This window comes from Saccharothrix luteola, from assembly GCF_020859565.1.
Lineage (GTDB): Bacteria > Actinomycetota > Actinomycetes > Mycobacteriales > Pseudonocardiaceae > Actinosynnema > Actinosynnema luteola.
The window spans coordinates 23,194-40,743 of sequence record NZ_JAJHUO010000034.1 but is presented as its reverse complement, the minus strand read 5'-3'; the positions used below and the strand labels follow the sequence as shown (position 1 = coordinate 40,743).

At 71.7% G+C, this 17,550-nt stretch carries 9 protein-coding genes and 2 pseudogenes; 4 read left to right on the top strand and 7 right to left on the bottom strand.

What is annotated here, in order from left to right; translation table 11 throughout:
* Positions 1–168: 168 nt before the first annotated feature.
* Positions 169–3,309 carry an ATP-binding protein gene (locus tag LNK82_RS37815; RefSeq protein ID WP_230571657.1) on the top strand — a complete coding sequence of 1,047 codons (3,141 nt, stop codon included), beginning with the start codon at positions 169–171 and terminating at the stop codon, positions 3,307–3,309.
* A gap of 69 nt (positions 3,310–3,378) precedes the next feature.
* On the opposite strand, the gene LNK82_RS37810 is transcribed toward LNK82_RS37815, so the two are convergent.
* The 3 genes and pseudogenes from LNK82_RS37810 to LNK82_RS37800 all read right to left on the bottom strand — a co-directional run bounded on the left by LNK82_RS37810 (position 3,379) and on the right by LNK82_RS37800 (position 5,705).
* Positions 3,379–4,212 (bottom strand): DUF4097 family beta strand repeat-containing protein, encoded by an 834-nt coding sequence (locus LNK82_RS37810; RefSeq protein WP_230571656.1) that lies wholly within the window; start codon positions 4,210–4,212, stop codon positions 3,379–3,381.
* A 49-nt stretch (positions 4,213–4,261) separates the two neighbouring features.
* A pseudogene (locus LNK82_RS37805) lies at positions 4,262–4,749 on the bottom strand (ABC transporter permease); the annotation flags it as partial.
* A gap of 27 nt (positions 4,750–4,776) precedes the next feature.
* A pseudogene (locus LNK82_RS37800) lies at positions 4,777–5,705 on the bottom strand (ATP-binding cassette domain-containing protein).
* A gap of 191 nt (positions 5,706–5,896) precedes the next feature.
* Here LNK82_RS37800 and LNK82_RS37795 point away from each other — a divergent pair.
* Together LNK82_RS37795 and LNK82_RS37790 are read left to right on the top strand one after the other, a co-directional pair.
* Positions 5,897–7,006, top strand: a complete 1,110-nt coding sequence (locus tag LNK82_RS37795; RefSeq protein ID WP_230571655.1) for a transporter substrate-binding domain-containing protein — start codon at positions 5,897–5,899, stop codon at positions 7,004–7,006.
* A gap of 798 nt (positions 7,007–7,804) precedes the next feature.
* Positions 7,805–7,966 (top strand): hypothetical protein, encoded by a 162-nt coding sequence (locus tag LNK82_RS37790; RefSeq protein WP_230571654.1) that lies wholly within the window; start codon positions 7,805–7,807, stop codon positions 7,964–7,966.
* Here LNK82_RS37790 and LNK82_RS37785 read toward each other — a convergent pair.
* Positions 7,956–9,080: a winged helix DNA-binding domain-containing protein gene (locus tag LNK82_RS37785; RefSeq protein WP_230571653.1), complete on the bottom strand. Its 1,125-nt coding sequence runs from the start codon at positions 9,078–9,080 to the stop codon at positions 7,956–7,958. The genes LNK82_RS37790 and LNK82_RS37785 overlap by 11 nt on opposite strands.
* A 77-nt stretch (positions 9,081–9,157) precedes the next feature.
* Positions 9,158–9,580: a VOC family protein gene (locus LNK82_RS37780; RefSeq protein ID WP_230571652.1), complete on the bottom strand. Its 423-nt coding sequence runs from the start codon at positions 9,578–9,580 to the stop codon at positions 9,158–9,160.
* Between the two features lie 96 nt (positions 9,581–9,676).
* Between LNK82_RS37780 and LNK82_RS37775 the strand changes: the two genes are divergently transcribed.
* Complete coding sequence (locus tag LNK82_RS37775) at positions 9,677–10,633, top strand: helix-turn-helix transcriptional regulator (RefSeq protein ID WP_230571651.1); 957 nt, start codon at positions 9,677–9,679, stop codon at positions 10,631–10,633.
* A gap of 168 nt (positions 10,634–10,801) precedes the next feature.
* Here LNK82_RS37775 and LNK82_RS37770 read toward each other — a convergent pair whose 3' ends face one another.
* A complete protein-coding gene (locus LNK82_RS37770) occupies positions 10,802–11,197 on the bottom strand; it encodes a hypothetical protein (RefSeq protein WP_230571650.1) in 396 nt (131 codons plus the stop codon).
* Positions 11,198–11,200: 3 nt separating this feature from the next.
* Positions 11,201–17,428: a polymorphic toxin-type HINT domain-containing protein gene (locus tag LNK82_RS37765; protein WP_230571649.1), complete on the bottom strand. Its 6,228-nt coding sequence runs from the start codon at positions 17,426–17,428 to the stop codon at positions 11,201–11,203.
* Between the last annotated feature and the right edge of the window lie 122 nt (positions 17,429–17,550).

The following is a 17,550-nucleotide window of genomic DNA, read 5'->3' as shown; positions in this document are numbered from 1 at the left end:
GGGACGCCGGCCGTCGGAGTACCGCGCGGCCCAGCTCGTCCTCGACCCACGTCGGCGAGCCGCTCACCCAACCCCGCCGGAACCGGGCGCGCACCGACACGGCACTCCGGGTCGGGCGGGTTCGTGCTCGTCAGAGCCCTGCCGGCGCTCCGTGACACAATCGGCCGCGTGCAGATCGGGACGCTGGGGCCATTCGAGGTTCGCACGGACGACGGCGTCTTGGCCGACGTGCCGGGCGCGCGGTTGCGCGGGTTGTTGATCGCCCTCGCGCTCGAACCGGGTCACGTGGTCCCGAAGTCCTCGCTCGTCGACTGGATCTGGGGCGAGAACCCGCCTGCCGACGCGGCGAACGCCTTGCAGCGCCTGGTTTCCCGGCTGCGGAAGGTGTTGCCGGAGGGGTCGGTGGAGGGGCAGCCGAACGGCTACCGGTTGGTCGTGGCGCCCGACGCCGTCGACGCCGTCCGGTTCGAACGCCTCGTCACGCGGGCCCGCGACGAGGAGGGCGCCCAGCGCGTGCGGCTGCTGCGCGAGGCCCTCTCGCTGTGGCGCGGCGCGGCCATGCAGGACGTCGGCCTGCCGGACAGCGAGGCGTTCGACGCGGCCGTCACCCGGCTCGAAGGGCTGCGCCTGACGGCCATGGAGGACCGGTTCACCGCCGACGTCGACCTCGGCCACGGCGCGGACCTGGTCCCGGAGCTGACCGACGTGGCCGCCGCGCACCCGATGCGGGAGCGGTTCGCCGTCGCGCTGATGCGCGCCCTCGTCGCGGCCGGCCGCGACACCGAGGCGCTGCTCGTCTACGAGCGCACGCGGGAGGCCCTGGCCGACGCGCTCGGCGTCGACCCCTCACCGGAGCTGTCCGCCCTGCACGTCGCGCTGCTGCGCGGCGAGGTGGGCCGCCGTGAGGAGGAGAACCGGAAGACCAACCTGCGCGCCGAGCTGACGAGCTTCGTCGGCAAGGAGGCCGACGTCGCCGTGGTCCGCGGGTTCATCGCCGAGCAGCGGCTCACCACCCTGATCGGGCCGGGCGGCTCGGGCAAGACCAGGTTGGCCACGGAGACCGCGCGCACGCTGCTCGACGACCTGCCGGACGGCGCCTGGCTGGTGGAGCTCGCGGCGATCGGCGCCGACGGCGACGTGGCGCAGGCGGCGCTGGCCGGGCTCGGCCTCCGGGACGCCCTGCTCGGCGACACCTCGAACGCGGAGCCGACGGAGCGGCTCGTCGCCGCGCTCCGCGACCGCGAGGCGCTGCTGGTCCTGGACAACTGCGAGCACGTGATCGAGTCGGCGGCGGCGTTCGCCCACCGGCTGCTCGGCGAGTGCCGACGGCTGCGGATCCTGGCCACGAGCCGGGAACCGCTCGGCATCACCGGTGAGGCGTTGTGGCTGGTCGAGCCCCTCGGCTTGCCGGAGGAGGGCGCCGACGGCGACGAGGTCGAGGCGTCACCGGCCGTCCGGTTGCTGCGCGACCGGGCGAGCGCGGTGCGCAAGGACCTCGTGGTCGACGCCGACACGTCGGCGACGATGGCGCGCGTCTGCCGGGCGCTGGACGGCATGCCGCTGGCGATCGAGCTGGCCGCGGCCAGGTTGCGCACCATGTCGCTGGACCAGTTCGCCAACCGGCTCGACGACCGGTTCCGCCTGCTGACCGGCGGCAGCCGCACCGCGTTGCCGCGGCACCGGACGTTGCGCGCGATGGTCGACTGGAGCTGGGAGCTGCTCACCGACGCGGAGCGGATCGTGCTGCGCCGGCTCTCGGTGTTCTCGGGCGGCGCGAGCCTGGAGGCGGCCGAGCGCGTCTGCGTGGACGAGGCGGTCGAGCCGGACGAGGTGCTCGAACTGCTCACCACGCTGGCCGAGAAGTCGCTGCTGGTCGCCGCGGGCGACGGCACGCCGCGCTACCGGATGCTCGGCACGATCAAGGAGTACGCCGCCCAACGCCTCGCGGAGGCGGGGGAAGCGGACCTGGCGCGCGGCGCGCACCTCGCCTACTTCACCGAGCTCGCCGAGACCGCGGAACCGCAGCTCCGCCGCGCCGAGCAGTTGACGTGGCTCGCCGTGCTCAAGGTCGAGCACGACAACATCGGCGCCGCGATGCGTGGCGCGCTCGCGGCCGGCGACGCGCGCGGTGCGATGCGGCTCGCGGCGGGCGCCGGCTGGTACTGGTGGCTCGCCGGGCACAAGTCCGAGGGCATGGAGCTGATCCTCGCGGCCACCGGCACACCCGGAGAGGTGCCCGACGACGTCCGGGCCATGGTGTACAGCCTCATGACGATGTTCCTGAACTCCGGCCTCGGCGACGAGCACCAGGCCGCCGAGTGGATCCACAAGGCGTACGAGGTCAGCCGGCGGCTGGAGCGGGGCAACCCGATCCTGGCCCTGGTCGTCCCGCTGGAACGCATGGTGCGGGAGCCGGGCTCGTTCCTGCCCGCGTGGGAACCGTTGCTGGACAACGAGGACCCGTGGGTGCGCGCGCTGGCCCGGCTGCACCTGGGCAAGATGCGGGTCATCCTCGGCCACGGCGGGCACGAGGCGGACGCGTACCTCGAGACGGCGCTCGCCGAGTTCCGGGCCCTCGGCGAGCGGTTCGGGATCTCGTTCGCCCTGACCTCGTTGGCGGACCGCATCGCCACGCGCGGCGAGTTCGCCGCCGCGTGCGAGTACTACGAACAGGCCGCGGCCGTCGTCACCGAGATCGGCGCGACCGAGGACGTCATCCGGATGCGGTCGCGACAGGCCCAGCTGTACTGGCTGATGGGGGACAAGGACTCCAGCGGGGCCGCCATCGCCGAGGCGGCGCGGTCCGCGGCACGGGTCACCTGGCCGGACGCGCTGGCCGAGCTGGCGCTCGCGAAGGCGGAGCTCGCGCGGTGCACCGGCGACGCCGGGGAAGCACGGCGGCAGCTCGACATCGCGACGACCGCGTTGGGCGACAACGCGGAACGACCGTACATCCGCGCGATCACCGAGGACCTGCTCGGCTACCTCGCCGACGACCTGGACGAGTCCCGCGCCCACCGCGCGGCGGCCTGCCAGGCGGTGTCCGAGGCAGGGCACCCGACCATGGTCGCGCAGGTCCTCGTCGGTGTCGCGGACCTGGCCCTGCGCCAGGGACGGCACGAGCAGGCCGCCCGGCTGCTCGCGGCGAGCGCCGCCGTTCGAGGGCTCCCGGACCGCTCCCACCCGGACGTGGACCGGATCGAGCAGAGCGCGCGCAGCCACCTGGGCGACGCGAGGTTGGCCGAGGCGGCTCGGGAGGGCGCGGGGACGAGCTGGTCGGAACTGGTGACGGCCACGCTCGACTCGTGAGCGTGGCCGTCTGACCGCGGCTGTCCGACGAACGCGATGCCGGCGCACCGGGCGGCGATCGCGTCGGGGTCAGCCCGCCGCACGCCGGACGATGATGTCGCCGTGCCGCGTGCGGGCGCGGACCGTGACCTTGTCGTCGAACGCGGCCGGGTCTTCTTGCCGCGCAAGGGAGTTGCGCACCGACCCGCGCTTGCTCCCGGCGTCCACCCGGGCCGCGGCGCCCTCGCCGATGCCGACCTCGATGTCGCCCGAGCGGTTCGACAGCTCCGCCTGACCGCGGGTCAGCCGGCCGATCCGGATGACGCCGCCGGTCCTCGCGGTGACGCCGCCGTCGGCGCGGTCGACGTCGAACCCGCCGCTGCCGCTGCTCAGGTCCAGGTCGGACGCGGCGTGGCCGATCCAGGTCCGGCCGCCCGAGCTCGACACCCTGACCGCGCCCCCGACCGCGTCGATCCGCGCCGCGACCACGCTCCCGTCGACGTCGACGCGACCGGCGACGTGGCCGACCGCCACCTCGCCCGCCGAGATGTTCGCCCGCAGCGCCTCGACGCGGTCCAGTTCGACCCGGCTCGACGCCGCGTGCAGCTCGCACTCGCCGAGCGGGCCGTCGGCGTGGACGGTCGAGTGCGCCAGGTACGTGACCAGGCTGGAGCCCGCGGGCAGGTCGATCGTGATGGCGACCGAGCCGCTCGCGCGCCCGGAGGCGGTCGTCTTGACCGACAGCCGGCCGCGGGCGAAGTCGACCTTGGTCTTGTCCGCCACCTCGACGTCCGCTCTGCTCGCCGAGTCGACGGGTGCGACCAGCACCGCGGTCTCGGTCCGGTCGCTCGCGGTGACCCGCACCAGGGCGCCGGCGACGACGACGGTGGCGGCGATGGGTCCTGGGGTGGTGAAGGTGGGCATGACGGCTCTCCTCAGGTTGCGCGGTGGGTGGGGCGTTCGGCCGGCCGGGTCATGCCCGCTTCTTGAAGGTGGAGGACGCCCACAGGTACCCGACCAGGGCGATCCCGGCGCAGCAGGCGGCGGCGGCGATCACGTCACCGGTGGCCGGCGTGCCGTTGACGAACCCGCGCAGGGCTTCGGTGATCGGGGTGAAGGGCTGGTACTGCGCGAACTGGCGGATGCCCGGACCCATCATCCCGGCGGGCACGATCGCGCTGCTGAAGAACGGCAGCATGATCAGCGGCACGGCGCCGGCCCCGCCGTCTCCGGCGACTTCGCCGCCAGGCCGAGGGCCACGGTGAACCAGCCGGCCGCGAAACCGAGCAGGAAGGCGACCCCGACGAGGGCCGCGATGGTGACCAGGTTGGTCAGCACGCCGGCGACGACGTGACCGGTCGGCACCGCGCCGCGGGAGACGTCCATGACCTTGAACCGGTTGATGATGCCCTTGGTCATGTCCGAGTTCACCGACGTCGATGTGCTTGAAGTTGCGGCGCAGCATGACGGTGGAACGGGACTTGGCGCTCACTTGGCGGCCTCCGCGGTGTGGCCCGTCAGGGCGAGGAAGACGTCGTCGAGGTCAGGGGTGTGGACGGAGAGCTCCTCGGCGCTGAGCGAGTTCTCGATGAGCCGGTCGAGCAGCGCCCGCAGGGACCTGGTCCCGGCGTCGCCCGGCACGCGCAGGGCCAGTGCCTCGTCGTCCCGCGTGGCGCCGGCGAAGAGCCGCGCGCTCGCGTCGAGCTCGGCGGCGGTGGCGAACCGGAGCCGGACGTGGGTGCCGGGGATCAGGCGCTTGAGCTCGTCGGGGTGCCCTGGGCGACCAGGCGGCCCTGGTCGAGCACCGCGACCCGGTCGGCGAGCTGATCGGCTTCCTCGAGGTACTGGGTGGTGAGGAAGATGGTCACGCCGTCGGCCACCAGGTCGCGGATGATCGACCACATCGTGCGACGGCTGCGCGGGTCCAGGCCCGTCGTCGGCTCGTCCAGGAAGATGATCCGGGGGTCGCCGACGAGCGTCATCGCCAGGTCGAGCTTGCGGCGCATGCCGCCGGAGTAGGTCGACGCGGGCTTGCGCGCCGACTCGACCAGGTCGAACCGCTCCAGCAGGTCCTCGACGACCCGCCGGTCCGCTCCCCCGCGCTTCAGGTCGACCATCAGCTGGAGGTTCTCGTACCCGGTCAGCAGCTCGTCCACGGCCGCGAACTGGCCGGTGACGCCGATCCTCGCGCGGACCGCCTTGGCCTCGGTCGCGATGTCGTGGCCGGCCACCCGCGCCGTCCCGCCGTCGGCCTTCGTCAACGCGGTCAGCAGGTTCACGGTGGTCGTCTTGCCCGCGCCATTGGGCCCGAGCAGGGAGAAGATCGTCCCGGCGCGGACGTCGAAATCGATGCCGTTGAGGACGACCGCGTCCCATACGACTTCCGCAGTCGGCGAAACTTCGATCGCTGAACTCATGTCGGCGACTATCGGCAGCCGATCTGTCACACCCCTGACACGACCCTGACACCGCGACTGACCCGGGCCCGCCGACAACGGGAGGGATCGTCACATCACGGTCCGGTGGACTGCACTCACCCGCCGCGACGATTTGACACCATGTGATCAGCACAGGGGTGGCGCGGCGATGAACGCGAGGGGTGCCTGAGATGAGTGAAGACGACGACCGCGGACGGACGGCCCACTTAGCCCCGTTCTCGCTGCGGGGGCAGCTGTACTGGATCCTGCCGATCACCCTGGCCACGATGTCGCTGACCGTGTGGCTGCTGGCGAACCCGCAGTGGGGCGGCGACGTGGCGGCGATCGTGGTGATCCCGATCAACGTCGCGGCCGTGCTGGTGCCGTTGATGATGACCTACGGCGCCCGTGAGGTCAGGAACGACCCCGACAACCGGGCCAGGATGCGGCGGCTGAAGATCGCGCTGGCGTTCACCTCCGCCGCGCTGCTGGTGGTGAGCCTCGTCTACTGGTTCAGCCGCGAGGAGGACCCGCACGACTACCTGTCCGGCGTGCTGCGGGTGGGCGTGCTGAAGGAGAGCTACCCCGGCTGGAACAACGTGCGGACCGACGGCTCCCGCGAGGGGTTCGACGTCGCGCTCACGGAGTTCATCGCGAAGCGGTACCGGGTCGAGCGGATCGAGTACGTCGAGCTGACCGAGCGCGACGACCGGATCCGCGCGCTGACCGACGACTTCCCGGGAGGGCCGGTCCACCTGGTGATCGCCAACTTCTCCATCACGCCCGAACGTGAGAAGGAGGTCGACTTCGCGGGGCCCTACTACTACGACCAGCAGGGCTTCTTCACCTGGCAGAAGGCCTCCAACCTGGAGGAGATCCCGCCCGGCGAGGTCTGCACCGCGAGCGGCACCACCGGCAACGCCCGGCTGACCGAGCTGGGTTGGCGGCCGACGTCGGAGCGGTCGCTGGTGGCGTGCATGCGGCAGTTCCTGGAGAACCGGGACAGCGGGCGCGCGGTGTCGACGGACGTGTCGATCCTCCAAGCCTTCGCCGAGGACCGGAAGCAGGACTCCCGGGCGCCGTGGCAGGACGTGAGCACCGTCGTGATCGGCCAGGAGAGCTACGGCGTCGGCATCCCGAACGACCGGCCCCGCCTGTGCGAGGAGTTGAACCGGACGATCACCGAGTTCATCAACGACCACTGGGCGGTCGAGTTCGACAAGCACCTCAAGGGCGTGGCGGACAAGGACAAGCACATCCCGCAGACGACCTCGCCGTGCCAGGGCTCGACGTTGTTCTGACCCGAGGCGGCCCTGTTCGGTGACGACGCGCCCTGAGCCGGGTAGCTCAGGGCGCGCCCGGACCGGCCGGCGCGGTGCGGGCGAGATCGCGCAACCAGACGTGCGCGGGGTCGGTGTCGTAACGCTGGTGCCACGACAGGAACACCGGCGCCGGCGGCACGTCGAGGGGCAGTGGGAGCAGGACCAGGTCCGCTGAGCGCGCGGTCGATCCGGGGACCGTGACGACGAGGTCCGTGCCGCGCGAACGCGAAGGCGGCTGCCTCGGTCGGCACGGCCGCCACCACGCGCCGGGTGAGCCCGAGCCGTGCGAGAGCCTGGTCGAGGGCGTTGCCGAGCCTGCCGCGCCGCGAGACGGTGACCTTCTCGGCGCGGACGTCCGGCGCGGTCGGGCGGCTCGCGTTCGCTTCGAGGTCGACCTCACCACGGCGCAGCTCGGGGGTGTCGGTGCCGGATTCGGCGAGAAAGCGCAGTCGCACGCCCGGCGCCTTTTCGCGCACGGCGGCGAGCAATGCCTGGCCCGCGAAGGCGACGAGCGAATCGTGCCGGCGGAGCGTGAAGGCGCGGTCGAGCGTCGAGAGGTCCAGTTCCCTGCTCGGCGCCAGCACGCCGCGCACCTGGTGCAGCAGTTCGTGCACCTGTTCCCGGACGGCGATCTGCGCGAGCAGTTGCGCGGCAAGGTCCTCGTCGACGTCTCCAACGCCACCGTCGACGGACCGGACGGGCTGCCCGCCGCGCTGGTGCACCCCGGCTCGGCCGCCGACCGCCTTCCTCTCCGGTCAGGACCCACAGGCCAAGCAGGTGGCCCGCGGCCTCCTGGCGGACCTCGGCCGGCACGAGGAGTGGATCACGGACCTCGGCGGCATCGAGACCGCGCGGGCCGCCGAAGCCGCGGTCCTGTTCGTGCCGCACGTGATCCGGTCGAGCGGGTTCACGCCCTTCGCCATCTCGATCAGCCGCTGACGGTGCACTCGCCGTCGCCGTCGCCGTCGCCGTCGCCGTTGGAGTCGGAGTCCGAGTCGGAGAGGAACGACGACAGTTCCCGCCCTTCTTCGACGACGGCGTCGTGCTCGGCCCGTGAGAGGCGGCGCAGCGGGGTCACGACCACGGCGCCCGCCTCGACCGCCCACGTGGCGGTGACCCGACCGTCGACCAGGACGACGCGCGCGCCGGCGACCGACAGGCCGCGGTGGGCGTCGTCGACGATCCGGCCGCGGTCGTGGTAGCCGAGGATCGCGTTGTCGAACGCGGGCAGGAACCGCACCGGGGCGGGCGTGCCGGGGTCGGGGCGCGGTGCGTCCGGGAGGTCCAGCAGTTCCCGGCCGTGCGCGTCGCGGAAGGCGATCAGCTTCTCGCGGGTGGCGGCCACCGCGCCCGGGAGCCCGGCGAGGCCGGACCAGGCGCGCAGGTCGGCCACCGCGGCGGGACCGAACGCGGCCAGGTAGCGCAGCACCACCGCCTCACCGACCGGGTCGGCGCCGTCCGGTGCGGGTGGGTCGATCCCGCGTCCCAGCCAGGATTCGAGCAACACCGTGCGCGCGCCCGCCTTCCTGCGCCACAAGCCGCGCGGTGGCAGCTGGACCGTCGGGAGGAGGGCGGCGATCCCCATCTCGCCCAACGCCCGCGGTCCGACGGCCGGCCACCGGGCGGCGAGCGCGCGGCCGAGTTCGGGCATCGTGCGCGGCTCACCGTCCGCCAGCACGGCCCGTGCCGCGGTCGTGAGCTCCTCCAGGTCCACGCCCTCGAACTCGCGGCGGTAGACCCCGAGCACCCGTTGGCGCAGCATGGAGCTGTGCCGGGCGCGCCACGCCAGCGCGTCGTCGGCGGTGACGAGGTGGACGGTGCGGCGCATGAGGTGGGTCCGCACCACGCGCCGTCCGGTCATCAGGTCGTCGAGCGCGGCGGGGTCGAAGGCGCGCAACCGTGACCACAAGCCGACGAACGGCTCCTGCGGTTCCTGAGCTTGCATGCCGCACAGGTGCGCCACGGCGTCGGACACCGGCAGATCGACGCGATCGAGCAGCAGCTGGCGGGCGAGCGTCGCGCGGTTGAGCGCCTTGGTGTCCAGCACCGTCATCGTGGTGGTGTCCTGTCGGGTTCGGTCACGGGGTGGGCGGGAGCGTGCCCCCGCCCACCCCGTGGACGGAGTTCGGGTCAGGCGTTGTGCTCGCTGACGACGTCGACGACCCAGACGACGCCGAACCGGTCCCGCAGCATGCCGTAGGCCGGGGCCCAGCCCGCCGGACCCAGCGGGATCACGACGGTCGCCCCGTCGCAGAGCCGTTCCCAGTAGCCGGTGACCTCTTCGGCGGTCTCGCCGCGCACGGAGACGAAGAACGAGTTCTCGCCCTGGTCGTAGCCCATCCGCGAGGGCACGTCGTAGGCCATCACGCGGAAGCCGTTCTCGCCGAGCACCTGGCCCCACATCACGTGGTCGGCCTCGGACTCCTCTTGGACGTGGCCGGCGTCCTCGTACGTGACGGCGGCGAGCTGACCGCCGAACACGGATCGGTAGAACTCCAGGGCGGCACGGGCGTCACCGCGGAAGTTCAGGTGGGTGGTGGTCGTGACGGACAAGGTCGTTCCCCATTTCGACTTGATGCCTGATCCGGGGCAACAGTCGCAGGGGTAGCGGCCAGGCCGTGTCCTCTTCTCCCGGGCAGAATGAGGGACATGCCGAAGACCTCAGCACGACTGCTCTCGCTGCTGTCGCTGTTGCAGGCGCGTCGGGACTGGCCGGGTGCGCTGCTGGCGGAGCGGTTGCGGGTCAGCCCGCGCACGGTGCGCCGCGACGTCGACCGCTTGCGCGAGCTCGGCTACCCCATCGTGACGGCCAAAGGGCCGGACGGTGGTTACCGGCTCGGTGTCGGCTCGCAACTGCCGCCACTGCTGTTCGACGACGAGCAGGCCGTCGCGCTGTCCGTGGCGCTGCGGATCGCGACCACCACGGGCGTCGGCATCGAGGAGGCGGCGGCGCGGGCGCTGAACACCGTCCGGCAGGTCATGCCGGCACGGCTGCGCCACCGCATCGACACCCTCCAGGTCACGGCGGTGGAGCGGGCCGCGGCGCCGCAGGTCGACAGCGACGTGCTGATGGCGATCAGCGGCGCCGTCCACGCCCGCGAGGTGCTGCGCTTCGACTACACCACCGCACCCACTTCCGATGCCCCACCGCGCCGGGTCGAGCCGCACCACCTCGTCACCAGGGGCGGTCGGTGGTACCTGGTCGCCTGGGACCTCGACCGCGACGACTGGCGCACCTTCCGCGCCGACCGGATCACCCCGCGCACCCCGACCGGCCCCCGCTTCACCCCGCGTGACCTGCCCGCCGAGAACGTGGCCGCCTTCGTCGCCGCCAGGTTCTCCGGCTCCGACGGCTCGGGCGGCCGGCCCTGCCACGGCGAGGTGATCCTCGACCTGCCCGCCGCCGACGTGTCACCGTTCGTCCACGACGGCGTGGTCGAGGCCCTCACCCCGAACCGCTGCCGCGTCACCCTGGGCTCCTGGTCGTGGCCCGCCCTGGCCGCCACCATCGGCCGGTTCGACGCCGACATCGAGGTCGTCGGGCCGCCCGAGCTGAAGGACGCGTTCGCCCACCTGGCCCGCCGCTACGCCAAGGCGGCGACCTGAGGTGGTGGTCAGCGGGGTGCTCCCGCCGAACCACTCCCAGGTCCCAGAACCGACGTAGGCAGAATCGCGTCCCCGGATGCCCGGCGCGATCCGGCCGGCCGTGACCTCTCACATCTCGACCGGAGAACGCTTCAATTCCGGCGCACAAACCCCCGTCGGGCGACCACCTCAAGATAAATCGTCCGTTCGCCGACCAGTCTCCGACCGAAACACCTCCAGGGCGTTCGGAACCAACTCGGAGAGCGAATCATGATGATCCGGATCTCGAACGAGGCTCGGATACCCCCAGAGCGCTTTGACCACATCCGCAGGATCCCCGAGGCCGAACTCCCATTGGGCCGGGATTCGTCGGTCAACGATCGAAAACAACTCGACCGGTTGCCATCGGGGCAGACCTGTGTCATCGACGACCATGATGACCAGACCGGACTCCCACAACGCCATGGCGTGCACGTCGTACTCTCCACCCACCGTGAGGTGGAACTCCGTCGCCGGGGAGTAACCTGCATCGAACCGTTGCCGAGCGAGGTCCGATCCTTTGTTGAAGGCGCACACGACTCGCATCCGTCAACCCTTGAACTTGAAATCATCGATTTGACCGGTCATGCGATTCATCACGTAGTGAATCTCGTTCCCGTTCACATTCTGCGTCATCTTAACCCACCCGTCCGATCCCGGCCACCGGGGATCGTTCATACCGTTCCGCAGCGGTACGACCTGTCCGGCGCCAGGATTGGACATCGCCGATTCCATGGCAAGTTTCTCGTTCAGGCTGTTCGGCTCAGTACGCCCGGTGGAACCACGACCCAGCGGCTTCAAGTCGGTCGCGACACCAGCCGAGTCGACTGCAAACCGAGCACTGGAGCAGTTGTGCACCAGGACCGGTTCGGTGCCGGCCAGCACATAGTACGTGTGGACGGTGTCGACGGTCAGGTCGTAGACGGTTGCCTGGCGGGAGTGGGACTGGACGGCGGTGATGGTCGGTGAGGAGCCGTCGGCGGCCGACAGGTGCTGGCCCGGCTTCAGGTCGCCCAGGTTGACGAATCGCTGTTCCTCGACGAGCCACACCGGGTGCCAGGACGTGCCCTCCACGGTGCCCTGCGAGCCGTCCTGCGCGGTGACGGTCAGGGTGACCAGGGCGTCGCCTTCGTCGCCGTGCACGAACGTCGCGGTGACCTCGCGGTCGGTGGTCTCGCCCGTCTCCGGGTCGGTGGCCTTCACCCGGTCGCCGACCCGCACCTCGGAGATCGGCTTGGTGGAGCCGTCCGCCATCAGCACCGACGTCTCGCCGACGAAGCTGTGGCACGCCTTCACCGCCGACTGCAGGGCCTCGCCGGCGATCTTGGCGCCCTTGAGGATCTTGCCCACCGGCAGGATCCCGGCGATCTCGACGGTGCAGCCGCCGGCGCTGGCGCCCGATCCGACGCACGCGGTCGGGTCGAAGATCAGCTTGCCCAGTTCCGCGAACGCCTCACCGGCCGTCGGCCCACCCTGGGAGACGAACGGTCCGCAGCCCGGTGTCTGGTCGTGCTCGCTGCACTGGTACTTGGTCGCCGTGACCGCGACGGTCTCCTCCCACCCGATCAGGGAGTCGCCGCCCTTGTCGAAGCAGAAGTTGGAACCGACCGCGGTGCAGGGCGGGGTGTGCAGGATCCCCGTGTACTGCACGGTCGTCATCGTCAGCAGGTAGCCCGACAGGTCCGCGTTGTTGTCCGGGTTGATGAAGACGGTCCTGACCGGCCCGCAGACGACGTTCTCGATCGTCACGCTCGTGGTGCCGGACGAGTCGCCCGCGCCGGGCCCACCGCGGTTGTTCCACGCGTCCTTCGCGGCGTCCGACGGCGGCGGGTCGCCCGGGATGCCACCGCAGCCCACGTTGTCCGGTCCGCAGTTGAAGATCAGGCCGGACGGGTCGCTGAACGTCGCCGGGCTGTTGTTGGCGTAGGCGTAGGCGTTGAGCCGCTGCGGATCGCTCGGCACCAGCAACGGGTCCACCGAGATGAACCGCCCGGTCGACGGGTCGTACTCGCGGGCGCCCAGGTGGGTCAGGCCGTTCGCGTCGTTCGTGCCCCCGACGAACCCGCGGTCGTTGGCCCACGCCACGGCCGCGCCGCGCACCCCGCCGAACGGCAGCGCGCGGCGCTTGGTCACCTTCATCGTGCCCGGCTGGACGGCGATCTGCGCGGTGCCCTGGTGGTCGGAGGCCAACCACGTCAGCCCACCCACGCCGGTCGCGGTGCGTTGGGCGACGACCCGGCCGCCGTGGCTGTAGTAGCGGGTGGTGGTCTTGGCCTTGGTGGCCTTGTCGAGCCTGATCTCCTGCGACCCCAGGTACAGCGTGACGCTGGTCGGGTCCTTGCGGAGCAGCCGTCCGCCGTCCGCGTCGTAGACGAACGACGTGATCGCTGTGCCCGCCTTGTCGGACTTGAGCCGGCCCTCGACGTCCCAGTCCAGCTCGTGCGCCGCCGGCTCGCCCGCGATGGCGCGGGTCTTGGTGTTGCCCGTCGCGTCGTAGGTGTAGGTGTCCTCGGTCGTGCCGTTCAGGCCGACCGTGTCGACCGACTTCAGCGCGTGGGGCTGGGCCTGGCCGGGCCGCGGGTAGTGGTAGGTCCGGGTCACGTCCGCGGCCGTGCCGACGCCGTGCAGGACCTCGGAGGTCCGGTTGCCGGTGACGTCGTAGGTGTAGGTGTGCCAGTACGGCGCCGCGCCGCCCAGGGCGTCCTTCTTCGGCGCCGTGCCGCAGTCGCCGTTGCCGGGCGTCCACGCCTCGACCATCCGCAGGAGGTGGTCGTAGTCGAAGCACTGGTGGTCGGGGACCGCCCCGGTCGGTGCGTCGGAGATCCCGGTGATGTTGCCGGCCGCGTCGTAGGTGTAGTCGACCTTGGCCTGCATCGGCGCCGGGACCTCGGCGTCCACGATCGAGGTCTTGAGCCTGCGGCTGCCGTCCTCGTAGTAGTTGGAGATCCACGCCCGCCGACCGGCGGTTCCCAGGGTGACCTGCGCGAACTCGCCGTAGCGGGTGTAGTCGGTGCCGGAGGCGATGAACACCGTGGAGTTGCCGTCGGCGCCGGAGGTCTCCTCCGGCAGGCCGAGGTCGTCGTAGGTGTGCATGACGGTCTCGGCGGCCAGGTTGCCCGCCTTGGGCAGGCCCTCCGCGGCGAGGCTGCCGTCGGGGTTGTAGCCGAACACGGTGGTGTAGGTGTCGGCCAGCCCAGCCTCGGAGGCGGGGATGACCACGTCGACGGCGCCCGGCTGGTAGAGCGGGTTGTAGTTGGGGACCTTGGTGGCGTAGGCGTTGCCGTCGCCGTCGTACCGGGTGGCCGCCGCGAGCATGCCCTTGCCCTTGTAGGCGGTGTCGTAGTCCCACTTGGCCAGCAGCCTGCCGGTCGTGCTGTCGCGGTGCAGCGTGGTCCGGCGGCCGAGCACGTCGTAGCCGTGCACCAGCTTCTGGCCCGTCGAGTCCGTTGTGGACAGGAGCTGGCCGGCGGCGTCGTAGGTGGAGTAGCCGTCGCCCTTGTCCGGGTCCTTGGCGTGGATCATCCGGCCGCGCTGGTCGTAGGTCCACGACCAGGTGTTGCCCGCCGGGTCGACGGTCGTCGCGAGCTGACCGCCCACCGTGTAGGTGTACTTCGTCGTGTCGTGCTCGCCGGTGGGCGTGGCGCCCTTGTGCTGCCACAGCTCCGCGGTGCGGCCGTGGGCGTCGTTGACGACCGTGGTCGCGGTGCCGCCGGGCGGCGGCGTGCGGTACACCCGGTCACCGCCGTAACCGGTGGTGGCACGCCACTTCTCGTCACCGGTCACGCGGAACACCGACGCGGTCGTGCGGCCCGCGCCGTCGTACTCGGTGGTGGTCATGCCCGGGACGGCGCTGTCGGCGGCCGACCAGAGGTCGGTGTCCACCGCACCCGAGTTGTAGTACGGCCGCGTCGACTTCCACGGCCTGCCGTGCGAGTCGTAGCGGGTGTCGGCCAGCAGTCGGCCACCGCCGACGGCCGGCGCCTGGGACTGCCGCGGGCGCAGCAGGCCGTCGTGGAGCACGACCGAGCTGGTGTACCTGCCGTTGGGGCCGATGGTCTTCGTCGTGACGGCGGTGGGAGCGTCGTTGCGCACCAGGTAGGTGAAGCTGGTGTTCGGGGTGTTGCCCGCCCGCGGCCGGTTGGGCAGCCAGCTGTCGGTCAACCGCCCCAGCGCGTCGTAGGCGCTCTCGTCGACCCGCAGGTTGGCGTCGGTCGCCTTGGTCGGCACGCCCCACGCGGGCTCGAACTCGGTGGCCGTCTCGAACCCGGCGGGGTTGGTCAGGACCACCTTGGTCACCGGACCGCCGGTGGTCGGCGTGTAGGCCGTCTTCGTCGTCCGGTTCAGCGGATCGGTCACGGTCAGGGGGCGGCCGTAGCCGTCGTAGGTGGCGGTGCTGGTGGTGACGTAGACCGGACCCGACGCCGGGTGCTCGGCGAGCTGCTCGGTCCTGGTGATGTCACCCTTGGTCGGCGCGACGCCGAAGTCCTGGCCGTCGTAGGACGTCCGCAGGTCGGAGATGGCGTGGTCGGGGAACACCGGCGTCTTGTCGCAGGCGGCGCCGACGGTCTGCACCCGCGACGGCAGCGCCAGCACCCAGGCGCCGGTGTTGCGGACGTAGGTGGTGGTGCTGCACTTGGCGTCCTCGGGCTTGGCCAGGTCGGCGACCCGGTTGACCTTCGTGGGCAGGCCGACGTCGTCGAACTCGTTGTCGGTCTTGCTCACCCGCCAACCCCGGCCGCCGTCCAGCGCGGTGTAGGACTTGGTGGTGGTCGTGCCGGTCCAGTACGCCTTGAGCCCTGCCCTGGTGGCCGTCGGACCGCGCCAGGAGGGCCACGACAGGGTCTTGCCGATCGGGTCGCCGCCGTCGCCGTCGAACGACGTCTGCTCGAACGGGTAGCCCGCCAACCAGTCCTCGTCCACGCGGGCGTTGCCCTCGGAGTCGGTCAGCGTCACGGGGCGCGACCCGTTGTCGGGCAGGGTGTCCGCGTGCATGCCGCGGTGGAAGCGCTGCTCGGACAACGTCTTCGGGCCGTCCTTGCCGTCGCCGCGGCGGACCCGGACGCGGCCGAAGCCGCGGAACTCGTTCCAGGTCTTCTTGTCCGGCGGGGTGAACTCCGAGGTGTCGTAGTGCCAGGCCGCGCCGTCGAGGTACTCGTAGGCGGTCACGTCGCCGACCGAACTGCCGTAGCGGTCGAGCTGGGTGACGGTGTCGACCACGTACTTGTGGAAGTAGTCGACCCGCGGGTCGTAACCGGTGCCGGGCACCCAGCGCACCGGGAAGCAGCGCGAGGCGTTGTGCTCCGGGTGCGCCTCGTCGGGCATCGACGAGCCCCACACGCAGTCCGGGTCCGCGTAGTGCACGTCGACCACGCCGCCGGACTCCGACACGATGCCGGTGACCCGGTAGCGCAGCAGCGGGGCGTAGCCGTCGGCCGTGGGTCCCTTGACCCGGTTGGCCATCGCCCGGCCCTCGAAGGTCACCTGGGGCAGCGTGATGCTGCCGCCCACCAGACCGGTGTGCGTCACACCCTTGAGCCACAACGACGCCTTGCCGCCGTCACCCGGGTCGGGGAACTGGTGGTCCAGCTTCCAGGAGTCGACGTCGGCCAGGCCGCTCGCCCGGCGCACCTGGGTCCGCACGGTGTCGAGCCGCTTGGTGGAGAAGAACGAGGGCGAGTACTTCTTAGTGCACGGCGCCGATTCGCAGGTGGAGTCCCACGGCACGTCCGGCCAGTTCTCCGGGTGCGCCCGGTCGCAGGCGGTGGCGCCGGGGACGCAGCGGTCGGCGACGTCGAACACGACCCGGCCGACCGCCTCGCCGGCGACGCCCTCGCGCAGGCCGTAGTCGATGCGCTCCAGGGTGCCGCCGCGGACGTAGGACACCGGGGTGTCCTTCAGGTTGAACCCGTAGTTGTCGGTCTCGGGCGTGTAGTAGTAGCGGACCACGTTGCCGTGCCGGTCGACGACCTTGTCCAGGTTCCACCGCCACGCCTGGGTGCACGAGGAGCTGTCGAAGTCGGCGCCGTGGCACGGCTCGCCGGCGTTGGCGCCGAACACGGGCACCGTCCACGTGGACCGCGAGTCCTGCTGCGAGCCGAAGAAGTACTGCGTGCCGTCGACCGTGGTGATCTTCCAGTGCTCACCGCCCTGCGCGCCGTTGTCCGCGCCGGGCAGCTTCTCCACCCGCGAGCCGTCGTCGCCCTTGGGCCGCCACGCCCCGCTCGCGTCGTCCCGGATCAGCGGCCCGGCCGATCCGTTGTAGGAGGCGTTGGCGTTGTCGCTGCGCCAGCACAGGTCGCCGGTCTTCTTCCCGCTGTGGTTGGCGTCGTCCGCGCAGCTGCCGTAGGTCCGCTCCACGAAGCCCGGCGTGAGGTCCCAGCCGTCACCGACCCACGACGCCTGGTTGTTGGTGCTGCTGGTGCGCCCGTCCACGGCGGAGGACGAGTACGACAGGGCCAGCTTGGGCTCCAGCCCGCCCGGCACCGGCGGCACGCGGAACGGGTAGGACCAGCTGAAGGTGCCCGTGTAGGCGGACACCGACCACGACGCCGACGCCGACAACGACGTGGCCTGCGTGTTGCCCGCACCCGGCAGCGAGCTGCCCTGCCCGGTGGGTTGGTCGCCCCGCAGGGCGCTGGTCGTCGCCTGGTCCGGTGGGCGCGGCTCCTGCGTCTCCTTGGTCACCGACGTCGACGGGGTGTCCGGCAGCGGCACCGACGGGCCGCCGGCGGCGTTCGCGGCGGACGGCACGACCGCCTGCGCCGCGGTCACGAGCATCAGAGCGGAAATCGCGACGGCTGTCCGTCGCAGGGCGGGACGAGCCGATCTGCCGTGTCGCACGACGTCCTCCAGAACGTGCGGAACCACAAGGGTGTCCGAAGCGGGGGCGGATCCCGTTC